The following is a 23140-nucleotide window of genomic DNA, read 5'->3' as shown; positions in this document are numbered from 1 at the left end:
GCCCACCCCGACAACGAAAGTCCGCCATGTACGAGCTGTCCCGGGTCCGCCTCTACTCCATCGGACCGGCCGGCGCACGCTACGCCGACACCGTGCTGGACCTGCGCGGCGTCGGCGCCCCCGTACCGCAGCCCGCGCCGGCCCAGGCGGACTTCTTCGAGGACGAACCGACCGGCCCGCCGCGTCGCCCCGCCCCCGCGGGCGTCCTCTTCCTGGAGAACGGTGGCGGCAAGTCCGTCCTCCTCAAGCTGATCTTCTCGGTGATGCTGCCGGGCCACCGCAACACCCTCGGCGGCGCCAGCTCCGGCGTGCTGCGCAAGTTCCTGCTCGCCGACGACTGCGGCCACGTCGCCCTGGAGTGGCAGCACACCGTCACCGGCGAGTCCGTCGTCGTCGGCAAGGTCAGCGAATGGCGCGGCCGTCAGGTCTCCAACGACCCGCGGAAGTTCGCCGAGGCGTGGTACAGCTTCCGCCCCGGACCCGGGATGAGCCTGGACGCGCTGCCCGTCGCCGAGGCGACCGTCGTCCGGCCGCGCACCGAGGACGGCGAAGGCGCCTCGGGCGCCCGTGGCCGCCGTCGCACCATGAAGGGCTTCCGCGACGTCCTGACCGAGGCGGGCAAGAACTACCCCCACCTCGACGTCGTCTGGGAGGAGATCCACGAACGCTGGAACGAGCACCTCGGCGACCTCGGCCTGGACCCCGAACTCTTCCGCTACCAGCGGGAGATGAACGCCGACGAAGGTGAGGCCGCCGGTCTCTTCGCGGTGAAGAACGACTCCGACTTCACCGACCTGCTGCTCCGTGCCGTTACCGACACCCGCGACACCGACGGCCTCGCCGACCTCGTCCACGGTTTCGCCCACAAGCTCGGCCGCCGCGCCGAGCTGACCGCCGAGCGGGAGTTCACCGCCGGCTCCCTCGACCTGCTCACCACCATCGCCGACGCCGCCGAACGCCGCGAGCAGGCCCGCCAGGTGCACCTCGGCGCCGAGCGCCGCACCCGTGCCCTCGCCCGGCAGCTGCACGCCCGCTCCACCGAGGAGCACGGCCGCGCCGCCGAGCTGGCCGAACAGGTCGCCGCCGCGGCCCACCGCACCGCCGACGCCGAACACACCCGCGACCGCCGCGCCCTGGTCTCCGCCGAGCTCGCCTACCGCCACGCCTCGCTGGCGCTGGCCGCCGCCGAGAAGGGCGCCGCCGCCCAGCGCCGCGAACTGAACGACGCCCGCACCCTGTACAGCGCCTGGCAGGCCGCCGAGACGGTGCTGCGCCACCGCGCCGCCGCCGACCGCTCCGCCCGCGTCGCCGTCGCCATCCGCGAGGCCGAACGCGACGCCGCACCGGCCCTGGCCGCCCGCGCCACCGCCGCCGCCGACCTCGTCCGCGCCCTGCACACCGCCGCCGAGGCCGGGGAACGCCTCGCGGGCGAGGAGGAGGAGCGCTCCGCCGCCCTCCAGGAGGTGGGGGAGAGCGCCCACCGCGACGCCACCGCCGCCGCCACCCGCGCCCAGCGCGCCCGCAGCGAGGCCGACCACCTCGGGCAGCGGCTCACCGAGGTCGCCGAGGAGACCGCCGAGGCGGTCCGCGCCGGGTGGCTCGACGACAGCGCCCCGGACGTCGACCCGGCCCGCGCGGCCCTCGCCGCCGCCGACGCCGAGAAGGACGCCGTCGCCGCCTGGGACACCGCCCGCGAGGCCGCCCGCACCGCCACCGATCACGCCCGCCGCGCCACCACCCGGCACTCCGCCGCCGAACTGGCCGCCGCCCGCGCCGAGGACGCCGCCACCGCCGCCGCCCGCGCCTGGGAGGCCGAGCGCGCCACCGCCGCCGCCCTCGGCGCCGAACAGCGCCTCGCCGACCTCCTCGGCCTGCCGCAGACCCCCACCGTCACGGGCGTCCCGGCCGCCGACGGCGCCGCGCCCCCGTCCGACCCGGCCGGTCCGCTGACCGCCGAGGAGCTGGACCGCAACGCCGACGCCCTGCGCGAGCTGTTGGACGACGGCGTCGCCTCCGCCGAGCGCCACCTCTTCGACCTGCGCACCGCCGCCGCCGACGACGCCCGCATCCTCGGCGCCCTCGGCGACGGCGGGCTGCTGCCCCCGGGCCCCGACGTCCTGGCCGCCGTCGAATACCTCGGCGAACACGGCGTCCCCGCGCTGCCCGGCTGGCGCTACCTCGCCCAGTCCGTCGACCCCGCCGACCACGCCCGGGTGCTCGCCGCCCGGCCCGAACTGGTCGACGGCGTGATCATCACCGACCCGGACACCCACGCCCGGGCCCGGGAGATCCTCGCCACCGCCGCGCTGCTGCCCCGCTCCGCCGTCGCCGTCGGCACCTCCGAGGCCCTGCTCGCGCCCGCCGCGGACACCCCCGCCGCGGACTCCGGCGTCTTCCTCGTCCCGCCGAACCCGGCGATGCACGACGAATCCGCCGCCGACGAGGAGCGCCGGGCCCTGCGCGCCCGCGCCGTCGAGCGGGACGACGAGATCCGCGCGCTCGCCGCCCGCCTCGCCGACGACCGCGCGCTCGCCGCCCGCCTCACCTCCTGGCGCGCCGGTTGCCCGGAAGGTCACCTCGCCGAGCTGGCCGAAGCCGTCGAGCGGACCCGCACGGCGGCGGCGGAGGCGGCCGCCGAGCTGGCTGAGGCCCGCGCCGCCCGCACCGAGGCCGATGAGACGGCCGCCGAGGCCACCGCCGTCCGCGACGAGCGGCAGGAGACCGCCCAGCGCGCCCGCCGCTCCGCCGACCTGCTCGCGGGCCTCGCCCACCGGCTGCGCGAGCGCGCCGGATGGCAGTCGCGGATGCGGGAACTCGCCGACGAGGCTGCCGAGTTCGAGGCCCGCGCCGAGGAGTGCGTGGACCGCGCCCGCGCCGCCGACGAGGACCGCCGGGCCGCCCAGCGCGCCGCCGACGACGCCCACCGCACCGCCCGCGCGCTGCGCGCCGAACGTGCCGAGATCGCCGGTGTCCCCGACGGCCTCGGCCCCGCCCAGGAGGGCGCACCCACCTCGCTGCCCGCGCTGCGCGAGGCGTACCGCGCCGCCTCACAGCTGTACGAGAAGGTCGGCGTCGGCGCCGACCTCCGCGCCGAACAGGCCCGCGCCGAGGGCGACGAGTCCGCCGCGCTCGGCGAGCTGAACCGCCTGACCAACAAGGTCCGCACCCGCGCCGGGGCGTTGCTGGAGAGCCCGGACGCCGCCGACGGCCCGTCCCGGCTGGCCGCCGCCGGGCGCGCCGAGGCGCTGGTGACGATGTTGGAGACCCGCGCCTCGGCCGCCAGCGAGCAGCTGGGCCGGTTGCGCGGCGAGGCGGAGCGGCTGGCGCCCGAGGAGGGCACGGCCCACACCGACCTCCCCGAGGAGCAGGTGCCCGCCGACGCGGAGCGCGCCAAGGAGCTGCTGCGCACCGCCGCCGGGGAACTGGCCACCGCCACCGAGGCGTTGGAGTCCGCCCGCGCCCACCACGACGAGCTGCTGCGCGGCCACCGCGCCGCCGAGGAGGCGGCCGGGGGCTTCGAGGAGACCGCGGCGCTCCTGCGTGATCTGCTGCGGGAGGCGCAGCCCGCCGACGACAGCGCGGACGAGCCCGTCCAGCCGTACGCCGGACGGCTGGAGGAGGGCCGCCGTGCCGCGGCCGAGTCCCGCCGCTCGCTGCGCGGCTGCGCCCAGGACCTCTCCGCCGCCGACAGCACCGTCCGCGATGCCGGCGACGTCCTCGTCCGGCACGCCAACGCCACCCGCTTCGAGCAGGTCCGCACCCCGGCGCGGCAGCAGATCCGGGAGCTGCCCGTGGCGACGCTGCCGGAGCACGCGACGAAGTGGGCGGAGGCGTTCGCGCCCCGGCTGCGGGTGCTCACCGACGAGCTGGACCAGCTGGAGCGCAACCGCGACTCCATCGTCGACCGGCTCCGCGGTCTGGTGGATTCCTCGCTGACCACGCTCCGCTCCGCCCAGCGGCTCTCCCGGCTGCCGGAGGGACTGGGAGAGTGGTCGGGCCAGGAGTTCCTGCGCATCCGCTTCGAGGACCCGGACCAGGCCACGCTCGCCGAGCGGCTGGGCGAGGTCATCGACGAGGCGACCCGCGCCGCCGTCCGCAAGAACAGCGATCTGCGGCGCGACGGCATGTCCCTGCTGCTGCGCGGGGTGGCCGCCGCGCTGGCGCCGCGCGGCGTGGCCGTGGAGATCCTCAAGCCCGACGCGGTGCTCCGCGCCGAGCGGGTGTCGGTCGGCCAGATGGGCGACGTCTTCTCCGGCGGCCAGTTGCTGACCGCCGCCATCGCGCTGTACTGCACGATGGCCGCGCTGCGCAGCAACGACCGCGGCCGCGACAAGCAGCGCCACGCGGGCACGCTCTTCCTCGACAACCCCATCGGCCGCGCCAACGCCACGTATCTGCTGGAGCTTCAGCGGGCCGTCGCGGACGCGCTCGGCGTCCAGCTGCTCTACACCACCGGCCTCTTCGACACCACCGCGCTGGCGGAGTTCCCGCTGGTCATCCGGTTGCGCAACGACGCGGACCTGCGGGCGGGCCTGAAGTACATCAGCGTCGAGGAGCATCTGCGCCCCGGCCTGCCGCAGCCGGACCCGTCCGGCGAGGCGGTCCACGGCCAGATCACGGCGACCCGGATGTACAAGCGCCCGGAGGAGCCCCCGGAGCCGGCGCCGGGCGACTGAGCCCCGGGGTGGGAGGCCCGGCACCGGCGCCTCCCACCCCGCCGTCCCGTACGGGCCCCGGCCTCCCTCACAGCACCACGACCGACCGCAGCACCTCGCCGCGCCGCATCTTGGCGAAGGCGGGCTCGATGCCGGTCAGGCCGATGGTCTCGGTGACGAAGCGCTCCAGGTCGAGCTTGCCGCTGAGGTGGAGGTCGATCAGGACGGGGAAGTCGCGGCTGGGCAGACAGTCGCCGTACCACGACGCCTTGAGGGCGCCGCCGCGTCCGAAGAGGTCGGCCAGCGGCAGTTCGACGCGCATGTCCGGCTCCGGCACGCCGACCTGGACCAGCGTCCCGGCCAGATCGCGCATGGAGAACGCCTGCAGGTAGGTCTCCGGGCGGCCGACCGCGTCGATGACGACATCGGCGCCGAACCCGGAGGTGAGCGCGCGGACCGCCTCGACGGGGTCCGTACCGCGGGAGTTGACGGTGTCGGTGGCGCCGAAGCGTTCGGCGGCGTCCAGCTTCCGGTCGTCGATGTCGACGGCGATGACGCGGCGCGCCCCGGCCCGGGAGGCTCCGGCGATGGCGGCGTTGCCGACGCCGCCGCAGCCGATGACCGCGACGGTGTCGCCGCTGCCGACGCCCCCGGTGTGCACGGCCGCGCCGTACCCGGCCATCACCCCGCAGCCGATCAGCCCCGCCGCCTCCGGCCGGGCCGCGGGATCGACCTTCACCGCCTGCCCGGCGGCGACCAGGGTCTTCTCGGCGAACGCCCCGATGCCGAGGGCCGGGGCGAGCGGGGTGCCGTCGCGCAACGTCATCGGCTGGGCGGCGTGACGGGAGTCGAAGCAGTACCACGGGCGGCCGCGGCGGCAGGAGCGGCAGCGGCCGCAGGGCGCCCGCCAGGCGAGGACGACGAAGTCGCCGGGGGCGAGGTCGGTGACGTCCGGTCCGGCCGCCTCGACGACCCCGGCCGCCTCGTGGCCGAGCAGGTAGGGGAAGGCGTCGCCGACCGCGCCCTCGCGGTGGTGCAGGTCGGTGTGGCAGACCCCGCACGCCTGGACGGAGACCAGGACCTCGCCGGGGCCGGGATCGGGCACGAGGATCGGCAACACCTCGACGGGCGCGCCCGGGGCGACGGCGACGGCGGCGCGGACTTCGTGCGGCATGGCTCACTCCTAAACAGCGCCTGCCGTGCGGGCAGGGGCGGGTGCACGCGAGAGTCGGCACGGATGCCTGTGAGGGGTGGGTGGTGCGCTGCGCAGGGGTGGGGGGAGCGGTGGACGGCGGACCGCCCACGCCCCGATGTTGCCTATCGCGCGCCGAGTTGCGCGATAGGAGACATGCTGGAAGTCCGTCCCCGATCCGTCAAGGGTCCTCTTGCGCCACCTGGAAGGGCCTCGCGGCAACTGCCGGACCGGCTCCTCGACGACTGCCCGGACCGGCCCCGCGGTGCCCACCGGGCGCGTCTCGGAGACCCGCCTCCCCGGGGCGAACCGCATGCCTCGCATGGCCCCGCCGGGCGCCCGTACGACCCGCCGGGCACGCCCTCAACGGGCCGTTCCGCCCGGCCGGTGGACCGTTCCGGACCGCCCGTCCCCGTCGCCCGACGCCCCCTCAGCCCGCGTACCCCATCCGCCGGGAGAGGTCCGCCGCCGCCTCGACCGCGCGCTGCGCCAGCTCCGGCAGGAGGGCGCGCCGCATCCGGTACGCGGGTCCGGAGACGCCGATCGCGCCGATCACCGCACCGTCGTGCGCCCGCACCGGCGCCGCCACCGCGTTCAGCCCGATCTCCAACTCCTCGGTGGAACAGGCGAACCCGCCCTCGAACGCGCCGGTCAGCTGCGCGCGCAGATCACCGGCGGAGGTCAGCGTGTGCTCCGTGAACCGCGCCAGCTTCCGCCCCGCCAGCCGCTCCCGGCGCTCGCGCGGCAGATGCGCCAGCAGCACCTTGCCGCTCGCGGTGGCGTGCAGCGGGGTGCGGCGGCCCAGCCAGTTGTAGGCGGTGACCGCTGCGGCGCCGCGCGCCTGCATGATGTTGACCGCCGCATCGCCGTCCAGCACCGCGATGTTGGCGGTTTCCCCGGTCCCGTTCGCCAGCGCCCGGCACACCGGCTGGCCCTCCTGCGAGATGTCCAGCCGGATGGCGGCGGCGCCCGCCAGCCGCAGCACCCCCGCGCCGAGGAAGTACTTGCCGCGCTCCTTCTCCTGCTCGACCAGCCCGCGGTTCTCCAGCACGCCCAGGATCCGGAACGCGGTGGACTTGTGGACGCCCAGTTCCTCGGACAGCTCGGTCACCCCCGCCTCGCCGAGGCGGGCGAGCAGCTCCAGCACGCTCACCGCGCGGTCCACGGACTGGACGGAACCCGCCCCGCCGCGCCGCTCGTCGGGCCGCTCCGCTGCGGTATCGCTCGTGTTCGACATGGGACTTCGTGTCACCGCCCGTTGGCCCCTGGGGGCGCGTCGGAGGGAGCCCGTGAGGCGCGTGGGGGCCCGGGGATCCCTGGCGAGCCGGGGCCGGGAGAAACGGCCCGAAGGCCCTTGACGGCCCGCCCCACGGCCTGGATTCTGTTGCGCATCGCGCTCTGCGATGCGTTATTCACAACGCCATGATACCGATCAGCGCGAGGGGGGCCAGATGATTCCCGTCTGCCGCATCGACGATCTTCCCGAGGGTGAAGCCGTCCGGATCACCGTCGACGACCACACACCCGCCATCGCCGTCTTCCACGCCGAGGACGGCGGCTTCTACGCCGTCGACGACCTCTGCAGCCACCAGGACGCCTCGCTCTCCGAGGGGTACGTCGAGGGCTGCCTCGTCGAATGCCCGCTGCACGCCGCCCTGTTCGACCTGCGCACCGGCGCCGCGACCTGTCTGCCGGCCCGCCGCCCGGTCCGCACCCACGAGGTCGCCGTCATCGACGGCGTCCTCCATGTCCGGCCCGCGGTGCGGGAGGATGCGGTCGCCTGAACCGGCGGACGGACCCGGGGCGTCGCCCGTTACGCGGCGGCGCCCCCGGCCCGTCGCTCCTCCCGCGCCGCGCGCCGCTCCTCCCGCCGCGCCCGCCGCCGCTCGCGCCGCAACTGCCGCGCCGTACTGCTCGGCTGCGACTGCACGCCGTACCGCTGCACCCAGACCTGACGCGTCACCCAGACGTCGAGCACCGCCCAGGTCGCCACCACCGTGCTGGCGACCGTGCTGATCACCGCCGGGAACGCCAGCCACGATCCGGCCAGCGTCCCGAGGAACGCGATCACGGCCTGGATCAGGGTGAGCGCCACGATGATCACCGCCCGTACCGCCGCCGTCCGCACCGGATCGGCCATCCGCCGCCGGGCCGCGGGCTCTTCCTGCCACAACGGGCGCCTGTCGGTGTCACTCAACGCCTCACCCTCCCCGTACGGACCGCTGCCCGGGCTCCGCCCTGCGCACGCGGGGCGCCCTCCGGGGCGGCCGCATGCCGCCCGGATGCCCGGCGCCGCCGCCATCGTCACCCACGCCGCCACGCGAGGGTGACCCGGGGTGGGGCAATTCCGGCCACACCATGGGGTGATGGCCGGAGGCGCCGCCCGGTGCCCCGCCGACCCGCGGGCGCCTTGTCCGGGAATCGCCGGACAAGGCCGGGCGATCCCCGCCGGGACTTTCCCCAAGCTCCGGCCGGGTCTTCGGGTTGGCCGCCGGGCAGTAGTAGGCTCGCGCCGTTTGTTGACGGAACACCACCCCCGGCCACCGGGGCTGACTGGGGGGAGGCCATGCGCTTTCGCGGGAAGTCGATCCGCCGGAAGATCGTGGCGTTGCTGCTCGTACCGCTGGTGTCCCTGACGGCCATGTGGGCGTTCGCGACGTACGTCACCGGGCGTGAGGCAGATCAACTGCTCACGGTCGGCCGGGTCGTCCAGAAGCTCGGCCACCCCTCCAGGAACCTCGTCGAGGATCTCCAGCGGGAGCGGCGGCAGAGCCTGATGTACCTCGCCGACCGGCGGGACGCCGACGCCCTGCCCCAACTCCAGGGGCAGGCGCGGGCCACCGATGAATCCCTCGCCCGGCTCCGCGCCGCGGCCGAGGTCCCGGCCGTCCGCGACGACCTCGGCCGCGGAACTGCCGCCTCCCTGGACAACGCGGTCAAGGCACTTACGCCCCTCCCGTCCCTGCGCCGTCAGGTCGAGGACAACACCATCTCGCGCGACGAGGCGTTCGAGGCGTACGCGGGGATGATCGACTCGCAGTACGACCTGGTCGTCGCGTTGCACGTGCTGGACGACGTCGACCTGGAGAAGCAGGGCCGCGCGCTGGTCACCCTCGGCCGTGCCCGGGAAGCGTTCGCCCGCGAGGACGCGCTGCTCTCCGCCGCGCTCGCCTCCGGCCGGATGACCAAGATCGATCTGCGGACCGTCTCCGACGAGATCGCCGAACGCCGCGTCCTGATGCGCACCGGCCTGCCCCTCATGCCGGCCCGCGACCGCGCCGCCTACGAGGACTACTGGCACTCCGCCAAGACCCGCGAACTGGAGGCCGTGGAGGACGCCGTGGTGGCCGCGGGCGCGGACGAGGCCCCCGAGGCGGTCAACGCCGAGCGCTGGGACATCCTCGCCTCCACCGTCCTCGACGATCTCCAGCGGATGGGCCAGGAGTCCGGGGAGCACTACCGCGAGCGGGTGCGGCCGGTCGCCCTGGCCGTCGTCGCGAAGGCGGCCATCGCCGGTGTCCTCGGCTTCGTCGCCCTGCTGGTCTCCCTGATCGTCTCCGTCCGCATCGGCCGTCGGCACGTCAAGGACCTCACCGCACTGCGCCGGACCGCCCACGAGGTGTCCGGCGTCCGGCTGCCCGCCGTGATGCGGCGGCTCGCCGCGGGCGAGCAGGTCGACATCGAGGCCGAGGTGCCGCGGCGGGAGTTCGGCCAGGACGAGACCGGCCAGGTCGGCCAGGCCCTCCACACCCTCCAGCGGGCCGCCGTCGAGGCCGCCGTGAAACAGGCCGATATGCGCCGCGGCGTCTCCGAGGTCTTCGTCAACCTCGCCCGCCGCAGCCAGGTGCTGCTCCACCGTCAGCTCACCCTGCTGGACACCATGGAGCGCCGCACCGAGGACACCGACGAGCTCGCCGACCTCTTCCGCCTCGACCACCTCACCACCCGTATGCGGCGGCACGCCGAGGGCCTGGTGATCCTCTCCGGCGCGGCCCCCTCCCGGCAGTGGCGCAAGCCGATCCGGCTGATGGACGTGGTGCGCGCCGCCGTCGCCGAGGTCGAGGACTACGAACGCATCGAGGTGCGACGGCTGCCCCGGCTCGCCGTGGAGGGCCCCGCCGTCTCCGACCTCACCCACCTCATCGCCGAACTCCTGGAGAACGCCACGGTGTTCTCCCCGCCGCACACCGCGGTCCAGGTCGTCGGCGAGCGGGTCGCCAACGGCTTCACCCTGGAGATCCACGACCGCGGCCTCGGCATGCCCGCCGATCAGCTCCTCGACGCCAATCTCCGGCTCGCCGAGACCGCCGAGTTCGCGCTCTCCGACACCGACCGGCTGGGCCTGTTCGTCGTCAGCCGCCTCGCCCAGCGCCAGGGCGTCCGCGTCTCCCTCCAGCACTCGCCGTACGGCGGGACCACCGCGGTGGTCTTCCTCCCCGGCGCGCTGCTGACCGAGACCGAGGAGGGCGAGGACACCGGCGGCGTCTTCCTGAACGGCCCGGACCTGCCCCGGCTGGAGCCGGTCACCGGCGAACCGGCCGCGCTGGCCGAGGCCCGCGCCCACGGACCGCGCGCCGTGGGCCAGGGGCGGCAGGAGTCAGCCGCCGACGCCCCGCATCCGCTCGACGACGAGGACGGCGTCTTCCGCGCCCGGACCCGCGGCCGACGCACCGCCACGCCCACCGGCCCCACCCCGTCGCCCGCCCTCGTCCCGCGCCCCCGGCTGGCCCCCGCCGAGCACCGCACGCCCGACGACGGCCCGGCCCCGCTGCCGCGCCGCCGCCCGCATCCGCCGGTGCTCGTCTCGGACCACGGCCGCACCGTCGACGACGGCGAGGCGCGCGCCCACACGGGCGGGCCCGGCGACTCCGGCCAGGAGCCGTCCGGCCACCCCCGCCCGGCCGACGGGAACCCCCCGGCGGCACCGGGGGGCGACGGTCCGGCGGACCGCCCCGCGGCCCCCGGAAGCACGGTCGGCGGGCTGCCCCGCCGGGTGCGGCAGGCCAGCCTCGCCCCGCAGCTCAAGAACGACCCGGACCGCCGGGCCGGTGACGAGCGGCCCGGCGCGGCCGATGACGACCGGGACGCCGAGGAGGTCCGCAGCCGGATGGCCGCGCTCCAGAGCGGCTGGCGGCGCGGTCGCCGCGACACGGGCGAGGACCCCGCGCCCGACGAGCCCGCGGCCCGGGAGGACACCGGCCGCGACGGGGACGACGGGGGCACGACAGCATCCAGAACCACTCCGGGAGGGGACGGTCCATGACCGCACCGCAGGCAGCAGCCACCACCGCATCGGCCATCGCGCAGGGCTCCGGCGAGCTGAACTGGCTCCTCGACGAACTCGTCGAGCGGGTCGGCAGCATCCGCAAGGCCCTCATCCTCTCCAGCGACGGCCTCGCCACCGGCGCCTCCAAGGACCTCACCCGCGAGGACGGCGAACACCTCGCCGCCGTCGCCTCCGGCTTCCACAGCCTGGCCAAGGGCGTCGGCCGCCACTTCGACGCGGGCCGGGTCCGCCAGACCCTCGTCGAGCTGGACGACGCGTTCCTCTTCGTCAGCGCGGCGGGCGACGGCAGCTGCCTCGCCGTCCTCGCCGACGCCGAGTCCGACGTCGGCCTGATCGCCTACGAGATGACACTCCTCGTCAAGCGGGTGGGTACGCACCTGGGTACCGCGGCGCGCGGTGGTGCGCCCACCGGCGGGTGACAGCGGTGAGGACATGACCGAACAGTCCGATCCGGGCGCCCGCCACGACGGAGCGGCGCGCTGGTACGACGACGAGGCGGGCCCCGTCGTCCGCCCGTACGCGATGACGCGCGGGCGGACCCGCACGGGGGCCGAGGACCGGCTCGACCTGATCGCCCTGGTGATCACGGAGAGCCGGTACGACGCGGCGGACGGTGACCACACGCTCTCGCCCGAGCAGCTCGACATCGTCGAGTGGTGCCGTGCGGCGCCGCAGTCGGTCGCCGAACTCGCCGCCGACCTCGATCTGCCGGTCGGCGTGGTGCGGGTGCTCATCGGCGATCTGCTGGACGCCGGGCTGGTCCACCTCACCCGCCCGGTGCCGCCCGCCGAGCTGCCCGACGAACAGGTGCTGCGCGAGGTCATCGACGGCCTGCGCGCCCTGTGAGCGGCCGCGGCCCGGCCGTCCCGTGCCCGGCCGGGGCCCGGCACCCTCCCGTCAACAGGCCGTTGTTACCGTCTTTTTGAGGCACCATCACCCCGGTCGGGGTCCTACGAGAAGAGAGCCGACATGACCGCGGACACGTCGCCGTACCCCCTCGAACACCTGAAGATCCAGGTCGGCCCGCACACCCACGGCGCCCTCGCCGCCGGTCCGGCCGACGGCGAGCTCGTGCTGCTGCTGCACGGCTGGCCCGAGTTCGCCGACTCCTGGTCCGAGGTGCTCCCCCGCCTCGCCGCCGCCGGTTACCGCGCCCTCGCCGTCGACCAGCGCGGCTACGCCCCCGGCGCCCGCCCCGGCGATGTCGCCTCCTACGCGGTCACCGAACTCGTCGCCGACGCCCTGGCGTTCGCCGACTCCCAGGGCGCGGACCGCTTCCACGTCGTCGGCCACGACTGGGGCGGGCTGCTCGCCTGGGTGCTGGCCGGCGCCCACCCCGACCGCCTGCGTTCGGTGACCTCGCTGGCAACCCCGCACCCCGGTGCGCTGCGGCGCGCGGTGACCGAGGACGCCGACCAGCAGGCCCGGTCCGAGTACGTGGGCCTCTTCCGCACCCCGGGCACCGCCGAGGAGAGCCTGCTCGCCGACGGCGCCGCCCTGATGCGGCAGGCGTTCGGCGGCCATGTGCCGGACGCCCTCGTCGACGCCAACATCCGGCGGCTCTCCGAGCCGGGCGCGCTGACCGCCTCCCTCAACTGGTACCGCGCGCCTGCGGAGACCTTCGCGCTGCCCGCCGCCCGTATCACCGTGCCCGCCCTCTACGTCTGGGGCACCGAGGACATCGCCCTGGGCCGCACCGCCGCCGAGCTGACCGCCGAGTGGGTGGACGGGCCCTACCGCTTCGAGGCCCTGGACGGCGCCAGCCACTGGCTGCCCGAGGAGGTGCCTGACCAGGTCACCGCGCTCCTCGTCGAGCACCTGGGCCGCCATTCCTGACCCCAGGGGCGGCGGGCGCCGGTTTCCGGCCGTCCGCCGCCCGGCGCCGCACGCGCCTTTCGGGACACTTACGGACGTCCCGCCCGCCCGGGCCGGACGGGCCCACCGCACAAGTGGGCGAGGCCGGGCGTACGTTGTACCGTTCCTCAGCATCCGCAGGCCGCTCACCGGCCGCCACGGCACGGCGCCGTGGGTCTCTGCGGCACCATCGGCACATTCGGGAGAAACAACCCATGGTCCTCGGGCGTTCTGAGCGTCGCCGCCGGTCGTCAGCCGTCGATCCGACGACCCTGAAGATCCTCGTCGCGGGCGGTTTCGGCGTGGGCAAGACGACGCTGGTCGGCGCGGTCAGCGAGATCAAACCGCTGCGCACCGAGGAGCGGCTCACGGAGGCGGGCCGCCCGGTCGACGACCTCGACGGCGTGGAGGGCAAGACCACCACCACCGTCGCGATGGACTTCGGCCGCATCACCGTCAACGACGCCTTGGTCCTCTACCTCTTCGGCACGCCCGGGCAGGACCGCTTCTGGTTCCTCTGGGACGAGCTGGCGCTCGGCGCGCTCGGCGCGGTGGTGCTCGCCGACACCCGGCGGCTCGCCGACTCCTTCGCGGCCGTCGACTACTTCGAACGCCGCGGGCTGCCGTTCACCGTCGCCGTCAACTGCTTCGACGACGCGGAGCAGTTCCCGCCGGAGACGGTCCGCGAGGCGCTGGACCTCGACGACGCGGTGCCGGTGCTGCTCTGCGACGCGCGGAGCAGGGAGTCCGTCCGGGACGTGCTGATCACCGTCGTCCAGCACGCCATGCGGATCAGCACCGAGCAGCGGGAACCTGCCCTGTCCTGAGCCTGCGGGCGCGTCGGCCTCCGGCCCCCTGGCTCGTACCCCGCCGTCCGGCGGCCGCCGGTCCGGCCTCAGCCGCCGGGGACGGGAGCCGGACGGCCGCGCCGCGTCTCGGTGGCCTCCGAGTCCGGGCGGCCCACCACCCAGCTCGCGCCGGTCAGCGCCTTCGGCGCCTTCTTCAGCGGGGCCAGCGTGGCCGCCGCCTGCCCGTGCCCGGTCGGCGGGCGACGCAGACGCGGTACCCCTCCTCCCGCAGCAGCGCCACCCCCTCGCCCCGCGCCGGATGCGGTACGCCGGAGAACGGCCCGCCGATGTCCAGGGTGATCTCCCACGGCCTGCGGCCCGCGTCGTGCACGGCCTTGCACAGCGCGGTCAGCCCCGGCTCCGCCGCGACCGTCGTGGCACACGTTGAGGTGCAGGGGCAGCAGCACCTCCTGCCGGTCCGCGGCGCGCACGGCGAGGGTGGCGAGTTCGGCGTGCAGACCGGGGGAGTGGCGCGCGGCGGCCAGTACGTCACCGCATTCGGGGCGGGCGAGCATCTCCAGCGCGACGACCGTGCCGGTCGCCAGGTTCACGACGGGTCGGTACGCGAATCGGAGCCGGTCCCTCCAGGCAGGCACGGCAGCAGCATGCCGCCCCCGGGGCGCCGACCGTGCCCGGTTCACGCGCTGTTCACGCAGGATTCCGGAGCGTGGGAAGCCGTGACCGCGCGGCGGGGCGCCGCGCACGCACCGGCGGGGCGTCAGCGGCCGTGCCCGGCGAGCCAGTCGGCGGCGATGCGGCCCAGCTCCGCGTCCCGCCCGGCGAGCATCATGCGGATCATCCGCGCATCGCCGCGCAGCGACCACGCCGGATGCCCGAACGTCGCCGGGTTGTTCCGCTCGATGAGGAAGTGCGCGGGCCAGGCGGTGCCGTAGCCGATGACCGGCAGCCCGAGCAGCAGCCGGGGCCGCCGCCGCAGTGCCCCGTAGGCGGTGACCGCGAGCCCGGTGAGCGTCCCCGTGAGGTGCACCCACCGGGTCGCGGCCTTCGCATGCATCGCGACGTAGTACGGCCAGAACTCCTCGTACGACGCGAACGACCGCGCCGGATCGGGGAGTGCGTCCCGCTCCGGGGCGGTCGTGCGTTCCGTGGTGTCCGTCATGCCCGCACGGTAGCCGCGCGCCCGGACGGTGTCAGCACCTGCTCCGGGCCGTTTCCGCCCGGTGGTTCAGCGCCGCCCGGTGACCGAACGCCACGACACCGGGAAGTCGAAAGAGGTGTCGGGGAACGTCTCCGGGGTCAGCGTGTAGTGCCACCACTCGGAGGGATAGTTGGTGAAACCGGCCTGCTCCATGCCCTGCTTCAACAGCAGCCGGTTCGCCCGCTGCTTGCCCTTGACGCGCGGGTCGAGGGTGTGCGCCAGCGTGTCGAAGCAGTCGAAGCCGGTGCCCATGTCCAGGGAGTTGTCGGGGAACCGCGACTCCTTGGGGCCGTAGCACGGCGACAGCGGCTCACCGGGCACATACGGCCGGGTGGGGAGCGCGGGCAGCTTCACCAGCGTCAGATCGACCGTGCTGCCCCGGCTGTGCCCCGACTTCTCCGCGATGTACCCGTCCCGGAAGAGCGTCGACTTGTCGATGCGGGGGTAGAACTCGCCCTTCATCCGCTGGTCGTCGAGGTCCTTGGCCCAGTCCATGAAGTGGTTCACGGCGCGCTGCGGCCGGTAGCAGTCGTACACCTTCAGGGAGTAGCCGCGCCGGAGGAACGCCTGCTGCGCCCGGTGCAGCCCGTCGGCGGTGTCCCGGGTCACCAGACAGGTCGGCTCGCGGTATCCGGTGACCCGTACGCCCATGAAGTCGTGCGGCGTGAAGTACCGCATCTCCTGGATGATCGTCGGGTCCACCGTCCGTAGCGCGACGAACTCCTCGGGGGCGTGCGGCTCTCCACCGTGCGCCCCGTCCTCCACGGGGGAGGCCACCGCACCCGCCGGGACCGCGGTCACCGTCAACGCGGCGGCCAGCGCCACGGTGAGCCCCCGGACCAGCCGTCGCAGCCGCCTCCGCGCCCCGGACGCCCTGCCCCGTGCCTCGGCTCTTCCGGACACCTCTGCATCACGCACCTCTCGCATTCTTGGCATGGGCACCGTCTACCAGTGCCGGGGTGGCGAGGGGAACCCCTTACCGTGATCGGCACCGGCGGACCGGGAGCATCGGCCCTGGTGACCGGCCTCTTCCCGGACACGGCGGCCCACCCGGGGCACGAGGCGGACGCCGCACCTCCGGGGCCCGGCGCCGTCCCCGGCCTGCCTCACCCCTCCGCCGCCCCCGCCCCCCGCACCCGTACGCAGTACCCGACCGTGCCGCCGTCCTGACGCTCCACCACCACCCGGCCCCGCTCCAGCCAGGTCACGAACCGGGCCACCTCCGGGTGCTCGCCCTCGGCATCCGGTACGACCAGCCCGCCGCCGCTGCGCCCCGTGACCGGCGCCCAGACCTCCAGCTCCGTGGCGCCGTCCGCGCCCGTCACCGGGAGCACCGCCCCGGCCCGTGCCAGCACCGGTATCCGCGACAACGGTGCCGCCAGCCGCACCGGCCCGGGGCCGTCGTACGCCCGCCCCGTCGCCGTGTCGTACCACCGCCCGCGCGGCAGGCGCACCACCCGCGTCCGCGCGCCCGGCTCCAGCACCGGCGCCACCAACAGCGCGTCACCCAGCAGGAACGCGTCCTCGCAGTCCCGCAGCGCCCGGTCGTGCGGCGTGCGCCACCACACCGGCCGCACATAGGGCGCGCCGGTCAGCCGCGCCAGCTGCCCCAGGGTCGCCAAGTACGGCACCAGCCGCTCCCGCTCCGCCAGCGCCGCCCGCACATGCGCCAGCACCTCCGCCCCGAACCCCCACGGCCCCGCGTCGCCCCGGGTGCGGAACAGCGGCAGATACGCCGCCAGCTGACACCACCGCAGATACAGCTCCGCCCCCGCCGCGCCCCTGCCCCCCACCTCCGGCCCGCTGTACGGCACCCCGCACAGCCCCAGGCCCAGCACCAGCGCCAGCGACGCCCGCAGCCCCGGCCAGTCCGCCACAGCGTCCGCCGACCACACCCCGCCGTACCGCTGGAGCCCCGCCCACCCCGAACGGGAGAAGGCGAACGGCCGCTCCCCGGGGCCCGCCGCCCCCACGCCCTCGTGCCCGGCGCGCGCCATCTGGAGCGCGTACACGTTGTGCGCCTCACGGTGGTCACCGCCGCGCCCCTCCAGCGCATGGCGCGCCGACCGCTCCAGCGCCACCTCCCCGCACGCCGCGAACGGCACCAGAGCCGCCAGATCGTGCCCCGCCCCGGCGAACCCCTGCGCCCACCGCTCCGCGGACCGCCCGCCCCACCAGGCGCGCGCCGCCGGATCCGTGAAGTCCGGGAACACCGACTCGCCCGGCCCCGCCACCCCGCGCACCTCCCGGCCCCGCGCACCGCGCACGAACGCCCCGGCGGCCACCCCGCCGTCGTACTCCCGTGCCCCCGCGCGCACCCGCACCGCCGGGCCCTCGACCGCCACGGCCCGCACCCCCTCGCCCCGCAACTCCCGCGTCAGATCCGGTAGTTCCGTACCCTCCGGCAGCTCACCGGCGCGCTCCCGCCGCGCCCCGGGCCCCAGCTCCAGATGGACGGCGGCCAGCGGCAGCCCGTGCTCCCTATGGGCGGCCACCGCCCGCCGCACCCGAGGGGCGCCACCCCGTAGCGCGTGCTGCGGGCCGAACGCCCAGCGCGGCGGCGGCAGCGGCGCGCCGGTCAGCGCCGTCCAGCCCATCAGCACCCGGGCCGGTGTCCCCACCAGCACCCAGTACCGCAGCGGCCCGCCGTCCATCCGCAGCGCGCACGCCCCCCGGCGGTCGTGCCCCGACCCCGCGCCCTCCCGGCCCTCCCGCAACGTCACCCAGCCGTCCCAGGAGTTGTCGTGGAACACCAGATGCGTCCCGGCGTCCGCCACCACCAGCTGCACCGGCATCGTCAGCCGGTCCTCCGCGGTGCCGCCCGGCCCCCCGGGCGCGGTGTTCCACAGCCGGTACGACCCGTCCCGCAGCCGCGGCCCCGCCGCCCGGCCCCCCAGCCCGAAGAACCGTGCGTCCGCCGCCACCTCCGACCGCTGCACCCACCGTGAACGGCCCTCCGTACCGGCCCCGCCGTCCCCGGGGCCCGCCGGGTCCGCGTCCGCCCCGCCGCCTTCCGGACCGGCCGCATCCGCACCCGGTGCCGCACCGCCGCCCGGATCCGTACGGTCCCACCACCGCGGCGGCAGCTCCCGCCGCAGCAGCACCCCGCCCGGCGTCCGCACCTCCACCGCGCCGTGCCGCGACACCACCACCGTCACCCGCTCCGACACCACCCGCCAGCCGCCCTCGGTGTCCGGCTCCAGCACCGCCCGCGCATCCGCCTGCGGACACCCGGCCAGCGCGTACGACGGCTCCGGCGCCGCCCCGTCCCAGCCGCAGAACACCGCACCGCCCGCCGCCACCCGCACCCGCAGCGACGACCGCGCGAACCGGATCACCCCACCGCCCGGCTGCGGCTCGGCTCCCTCGGCCTCCCCGGGGACCCGCGCCCGCTCCCGCCCGCCCCGGGGCAGCGCCACCGCGTCCGCCCTCCGTCGCCGCCACGCGGCCCGCACCGACCGCAGCCCCTGCGCCGCACCGACGGTCCGCACCGACCGCACCAGATCACGCCCGTTCATGCTGCTCAGACTGTCATTCCCGGCGATCACCCCGAAGGGCGTTCAACTTCCGTTCACCTGAGTGTCCACCGGGCGCCGCCCGACGGCCGAACCCCCCACACCCCGGGGCCACCGGACGCGCCCGCGACCGGACCGCACCCCAGGTCACGTCCGTACCACCGACCCGCTCCGCACCCCCGGGTGACCACTGCCCCACAGGTCAACCCTGGTGCACAGGACGATCACATGGCATCGTCCAGGAAGGCCGCGCCACCCCCGCACCCGCGCCGGGCGCAGCCGACGCCCACCACGCGTACCGTCCGGGAGCCTCGACATGACCACCGCACCGCCCCCCGCCCAGCAGCCGACGCCCCTCTGGCAGCCCGGCCCGGACCGCATCGACGGCGCACAGGTCACCCGCTTCCAGGCATGGGCCGCGACCCACCACGGCGCACCCGCCGCCACCCCCGGCGACCCGCAGCGCAGCTACGCCGACCTGCACCGCTGGTCCACCGACGACCTCCCCGCCTTCTGGCAGGCGGTCGCCGCCTGGTTCGACGTCCGCTTCGCCACCCCGTACGACACCGTGCTCGCCGACCGGAGCATGCCCGGCGCCCGATGGTTCCCCGGCGCCACCCTCAACTACGCCGAGCACGCCCTGCGCACCGCCGACGACCCGGACCGCGCCGCCACCCCCGCCCTGCTGTACACCGACGAGCGCCAGGAGGTCGCCCCCGTCAGCTGGGCCGACCTCCGCGACCAGGTCGCCTCGCTCGCCGCCGCCCTGCGCGACCTCGGCGTCCGCCCCGGCGACCGGATCAGCGGCTACCTCCCCAACATCCCGCAGGCCGTCGTCGCCCTCCTCGCCACCGCCGCCGTCGGCGCCGTCTGGACCTCCTGCGCCCCCGACTTCGGCGCCCGCAGCGTCCTCGACCGCTTCCAGCAGGTCGAACCCGTCGTCCTGTTCACCGTCGACGGCTACCGCTACGGCGGCAAGGAACACGACCGCCGCGCCACCGTCGCCGAACTCCGCGCCGAACTCCCCACCCTCCGCGCCGTCGTCCACATCCCCCTGCTCGGCACCGACGCCCCCGAATCCGCCCTCACCTGGTCGGACCTGACCACCAACGAAGCCGAACCGGCCTACGAGCAGGTCCCCTTCGACCACCCGCTCTGGGTCCTGTACTCCTCCGGCACCACCGGCCTGCCCAAGGCCATCGTCCAGTCCCAGGGCGGCATCCTCCTCGAACACCTCAAGCAGCTCGGCCTCCACTGCGACCTCGGCCCCGGCGACCGCTTCTTCTGGTACACCTCCACCGGCTGGATGATGTGGAACTTCCTCGTCGGTGGCCTCCTCACCGGCACCACGATCGTGCTCTACGACGGCAGCCCCGGCCACCCCGACATCGCCGCCCAGTGGCGGATCGCCGAAGCCACCCGCGCCACCCTCTTCGGCACCTCCGCCGCCTACGTCATGGCCTGCCGCAAGGCCGGCATCCACCCCGCCCGCGGCCTCGACCTCTCCACCGTCGGCTGCGTCGCCACCACCGGCTCACCGCTGCCCCCCGACGGCTTCCGCTGGCTCCACGACACCTTCCGGGAGAGCGACGGCGACCTCTGGATCGCCTCCGTCAGCGGCGGCACCGACGTCTGCAGCTGCTTCGCCGGGGCCGTCCCCACCCTCCCCGTCCACATCGGCGAACTCCAGGCCCCCAGCCTCGGCACCGACCTCCAGGCATGGGACCCCCAGGGCCGCCCGGTCATCGACGAGGTCGGCGAGCTCGTCGTCACCAACCCGATGCCCTCCATGCCGGTCCGCTTCTGGAACGACCCCGACGGCAGCCGCTACCACGACAGTTACTTCGACACCTATCCCGGCGTCTGGCGCCACGGCGACTGGATCACCCGCACCTCCCGGGGCGGCGTCATCATCCACGGCCGCTCCGACTCCACCCTCAACCGCCAGGGCGTCCGCATGGGCTCCTCCGACATCTACGAAGCCGTCGAACGCCTCCCCGAGATCCGCGAATCCCTCGTCATCGGCCTCGAACTCCCCGACGGCGGCTACTGGATGCCCCTCTTCGTCCACCTCGCCCCGGGCGCCGCCCTCGACGACGCCCTCCGCGACCGCATCAAGCGGACCCTGCGCACCGAACTCTCCCCCCGCCACGTCCCCGACGACATCATCGAGGCCCCCGGCATCCCCCACACCCTCACCGGCAAGCGCATCGAGGTCCCCGTCAAACGCCTCCTCCAGGGCACCCCCCTCGACAAGGCCGTCAACCCCGGCTCCGTCGACAACCTCGAACTCCTCGGTTTCTACGAGCGCATCGCCGCCGACCGCCGCACCCGGAACGACGACCGCGCACAGTAACGGCCGGACCGCTCCACCCGCCGTTGTCAGACCCCAAGATTACTCTCAGTGACAAGTGAAGTCCGCGGCGGCACTCCGCCGCCGCGGACGACCAACTCACCGAGGGGGCGTCATGACATCCACGTTCCGCACCACCCGCCGCACCCGGGAACAGCTGCGCCGCGAAATCCCCGGCACCGCCGCCGTGTTGGCCGACCCACACGACTTCGCGACCATGCGCCGCTACCGCACCTTCCCGTTCGACGACCACACCCGCTACCTCCGCCACCTGGAGGACCACCTCCGCACCCGCACCGCCAAAGGCGTGCGCACCACCCTCACCCTCTTCGACCCCGACGCCTACGCCGAGTACTGCCAGGAGCTCGGTCTCGACCCGGACACCACGGACAGCCGCGCCCGCTACACCGCCGAACTCGCCTGCACCGGCGCCACCGTGCCGTACGCCGGTGAACCCCTGGCCGAACTCCTGCCACTGCTGGTCGAGGAGACCGGGCGGCAGATCGCCTGGGACAGGGCGGCCACCCGGCTCGCCGAGGCCGGCACCTGCCCGGACTGCGACGAGGACCTCTCCCACACCGCCTTCGCCCTTGCCACCCAGGCACTCAAGGAACTGCTCGACGGCCTCGGCGACGGCACCCACCACCTCGTCTGCAGCATCCCCGCCGGGGCCCCACCCCTCCTGGCAGCCCTCCGCATCACCTCCGAGGAGGGCCGCCACCACCTCTCGGAATCCGAGTCCCTGACCTTCTGTACGGTCCTGGCCGCCGGAATCGCCCACCGCACACCGGGCGGCATCGTCTCCCGCAGCACCCGCCCGCAACCGCAGCCGGACGACGGCACCGCGACGCCACACGACACCGTCCGCGGCTGGACACTGCGCGACGGCTGGCCGGAGCCGCTCACCGCCGCCCAGGTCTTCACCGCCTACTGCACCGACGCCGAGACCGGCGAGCCCATCCCGCCCGAGCACCAGGTCGACCACACTGCAGGCTTCCCCCTCACCCGCCCACCGGAGACCCACCGCTGCTGACATCCCGCAGCGGTACCCCGATACGCCGGACGGCCGCCCCGCCACAGGGGCGGGACGGCCATCCGGTACGACACGAGCGGCAGCGCGCCGCCGGGAATCACTCCCCGGAGAGCACCACCTGCGCGGCGATCCGCGCCTCCTCGGCGGTGTCCGCCGCCCGCGCCGCCGCAGCAGCACGCTCACACTGCGCCAGCGTGTGCTTGGCCAGCGACGCCCGCACATACGGAAGGGAGGCCGCACCCATCGACAGCGACGTCACCCCGAGCCCGGTCAGCACACAGGCCAGCAGCGGATCGGACGCCGCCTCACCACACACCCCACAGCTCTTGCCCTCGGCCTTCGCGGACTCCGCCGAGAGCGCCACCAGATCCAGCAGCGCCGGCTGCCACGGATCCTGCAACCGCGACACCGCGCCCACCTGACGGTCCGCCGCGAAGGTGTACTGCGCGAGGTCGTTGGTCCCCAGCGAAAGGAACTCCACCTCCTGCAGAATCGACCGCGCCCGCAGCGCCGCCGACGGAATCTCCACCATCGCCCCGAACTTCGCCTGCAGCCCGGCGTCCCGGCACGCGTCCGCGAACGCCTTCGCGTCCGTACGGTCCGCCACCATCGGCGCCATGACCTCCAGGTAGACGGGCAGCCCCTCGGCGGCCTTCGCCAGCGCGGTCAGCTGCGTCCGCAACACCTCCGGATGGTCGAGCAGGGTACGCAGCCCCCGCACCCCCAGCGCCGGGTTCGGCTCATCGGCGGGCGTCAGGAAGTCCAGCGGCTTGTCGGCACCGGCGTCCAGCACCCGCACCACGACCCGGCCCTCCGGAAACGCCTCCAGCACCGTCCGGTACGCCTCGACCTGCTTCTCCTCGGACGGCGCCTGCTTGCTGTCGTCCAGGAAGAGGAACTCCGTACGGAAGAGCCCCACGCCCTCCGCACCGGCCTCCACCGCCGCAGGTACGTCCGCGGGCCCGCCGACGTTCGCCAGCAGCGGCACCTTGTGACCGTCGGAGGTGGCACCGGGCCCGGTCGACGCGGCCAGCGCCGCCTTCCGCGCCGCGGCGTCCGTCTCCAGCTCCTCCCGCTTCGCCTCGCTCGGCTCGACGAAGAGCTCGCCGGTGCTCCCGTCGACCGCGACGACGGTCCCCTCGGCCAGTTCACCCGCGCCCGGCAGCGCGACCACCGCGGGCACCCCCAGCGCCCGCGCCAGAATCGCGCTGTGGCTGGTGGGACCGCCCTCTTCGGTCACGAAC

Annotated in this window: 17 protein-coding genes (1 of these 17 running past the window's edge); 9 read left to right on the top strand and 8 right to left on the bottom strand. The window is 75.2% G+C overall.

Features of this window, described 5'->3' with window-relative positions; genetic code table 11:
• The first annotated feature begins 26 nt into the window (after nt 1–26).
• Entirely contained in the window at nt 27–4676 is a 4650-nt protein-coding gene (locus tag OG422_RS02770) for a hypothetical protein (RefSeq protein ID WP_405739232.1), read from the top strand.
• A gap of 67 nt (nt 4677–4743) precedes the next feature.
• On the opposite strand, the gene OG422_RS02765 is transcribed toward OG422_RS02770, so the two are convergent.
• Nucleotides 4744–5829 (bottom strand): S-(hydroxymethyl)mycothiol dehydrogenase, encoded by a 1086-nt coding sequence (locus tag OG422_RS02765; RefSeq protein WP_143942996.1) that lies wholly within the window; start codon nt 5827–5829, stop codon nt 4744–4746.
• A gap of 448 nt (nt 5830–6277) precedes the next feature.
• Nucleotides 6278–7084, bottom strand: a complete 807-nt coding sequence (locus tag OG422_RS02760; RefSeq protein WP_405739228.1) for an IclR family transcriptional regulator — start codon at nt 7082–7084, stop codon at nt 6278–6280.
• A gap of 214 nt (nt 7085–7298) precedes the next feature.
• Between OG422_RS02760 and OG422_RS02755 the strand changes: the two genes are divergently transcribed.
• Nucleotides 7299–7631 carry a bifunctional 3-phenylpropionate/cinnamic acid dioxygenase ferredoxin subunit gene (locus OG422_RS02755; RefSeq protein ID WP_143942998.1) on the top strand — a complete coding sequence of 111 codons (333 nt, stop codon included), beginning with the start codon at nt 7299–7301 and terminating at the stop codon, nt 7629–7631.
• Nucleotides 7632–7660: 29 nt separating this feature from the next.
• Here the strand turns inward: OG422_RS02755 and OG422_RS02750 are convergent, their stop codons facing one another.
• On the bottom strand, nt 7661–8149 hold the full coding sequence (locus OG422_RS02750) for a hypothetical protein (protein ID WP_405747611.1): 489 nt from the start codon (nt 8147–8149) through the stop codon (nt 7661–7663).
• Nucleotides 8150–8413: 264 nt separating this feature from the next.
• On the opposite strand from OG422_RS02750, the gene OG422_RS02745 reads away from it, so the two are divergent.
• From OG422_RS02745 to OG422_RS02725, 5 genes are all read left to right on the top strand, one after another.
• Entirely contained in the window at nt 8414–11110 is a 2697-nt protein-coding gene (locus tag OG422_RS02745; protein WP_405739225.1) for a nitrate- and nitrite sensing domain-containing protein, read from the top strand.
• A complete protein-coding gene (locus OG422_RS02740) occupies nt 11107–11553 on the top strand; it encodes a roadblock/LC7 domain-containing protein (RefSeq protein ID WP_143944302.1) in 447 nt (148 codons plus the stop codon). The genes OG422_RS02745 and OG422_RS02740 overlap by 4 nt, the downstream gene beginning before the upstream one ends.
• Nucleotides 11554–11566: 13 nt before the next feature.
• The gene (locus OG422_RS02735) at nt 11567–11980 is read left to right on the top strand and encodes a DUF742 domain-containing protein (protein ID WP_143944301.1); all 414 of its coding nucleotides are present in this window, start codon (nt 11567–11569) and stop codon (nt 11978–11980) included.
• Nucleotides 11981–12103: 123 nt separating this feature from the next.
• Nucleotides 12104–12970 (top strand): alpha/beta fold hydrolase, encoded by an 867-nt coding sequence (locus tag OG422_RS02730; RefSeq protein ID WP_405739221.1) that lies wholly within the window; start codon nt 12104–12106, stop codon nt 12968–12970.
• Nucleotides 12971–13203: 233 nt separating this feature from the next.
• Nucleotides 13204–13815 carry an ATP/GTP-binding protein gene (locus OG422_RS02725; RefSeq protein ID WP_143944299.1) on the top strand — a complete coding sequence of 204 codons (612 nt, stop codon included), beginning with the start codon at nt 13204–13206 and terminating at the stop codon, nt 13813–13815.
• A gap of 68 nt (nt 13816–13883) precedes the next feature.
• Here OG422_RS02725 and OG422_RS02720 read toward each other — a convergent pair whose 3' ends face one another.
• The 4 genes from OG422_RS02720 to OG422_RS02705 form a co-directional block, all read right to left on the bottom strand.
• The gene (locus OG422_RS02720; RefSeq protein ID WP_405739219.1) at nt 13884–14387 is read right to left on the bottom strand and encodes a hypothetical protein; all 504 of its coding nucleotides are present in this window, start codon (nt 14385–14387) and stop codon (nt 13884–13886) included.
• 167 nt (nt 14388–14554) lie between these two features.
• Complete coding sequence (locus OG422_RS02715) at nt 14555–14956, bottom strand: DUF962 domain-containing protein (RefSeq protein WP_143944297.1); 402 nt, start codon at nt 14954–14956, stop codon at nt 14555–14557.
• 66 nt (nt 14957–15022) lie between these two features.
• Nucleotides 15023–15847: a M15 family metallopeptidase gene (locus OG422_RS02710; protein WP_405747609.1), complete on the bottom strand. Its 825-nt coding sequence runs from the start codon at nt 15845–15847 to the stop codon at nt 15023–15025.
• Between the two features lie 254 nt (nt 15848–16101).
• Nucleotides 16102–18513, bottom strand: a complete 2412-nt coding sequence (locus tag OG422_RS02705) for a glycoside hydrolase family 31 protein (protein ID WP_405739216.1) — start codon at nt 18511–18513, stop codon at nt 16102–16104.
• A gap of 313 nt (nt 18514–18826) precedes the next feature.
• Between OG422_RS02705 and OG422_RS02700 the strand changes: the two genes are divergently transcribed.
• Nucleotides 18827–20866, top strand: a complete 2040-nt coding sequence (locus OG422_RS02700) for an acetoacetate--CoA ligase (RefSeq protein ID WP_405739213.1) — start codon at nt 18827–18829, stop codon at nt 20864–20866.
• A 112-nt stretch (nt 20867–20978) separates the two neighbouring features.
• On the top strand, nt 20979–21896 hold the full coding sequence (locus OG422_RS02695) for a hypothetical protein (protein WP_143943779.1): 918 nt from the start codon (nt 20979–20981) through the stop codon (nt 21894–21896).
• A gap of 97 nt (nt 21897–21993) precedes the next feature.
• Here the strand turns inward: OG422_RS02695 and ptsP are convergent, their stop codons facing one another.
• Nucleotides 21994–23140 carry the 3' portion of a phosphoenolpyruvate--protein phosphotransferase gene (gene ptsP, locus OG422_RS02690; protein ID WP_405739211.1) on the bottom strand. 524 nt of this gene lie beyond the right edge of the window, so only the last 1147 of its 1671 coding nucleotides appear in the window; its start codon lies off the right edge, out of view — the gene reads right to left on this strand; the stop codon is at nt 21994–21996.

Origin of the sequence: Streptomyces sp. NBC_01525 (genome assembly GCF_045040405.1) — a bacterium.
GTDB classification, from domain to species: domain Bacteria; phylum Actinomycetota; class Actinomycetes; order Streptomycetales; family Streptomycetaceae; genus Streptomyces; species Streptomyces benahoarensis.
The sequence above is the reverse complement of the archived record's forward strand: the minus strand, read 5'-3'. Positions and strand labels throughout refer to the sequence as shown.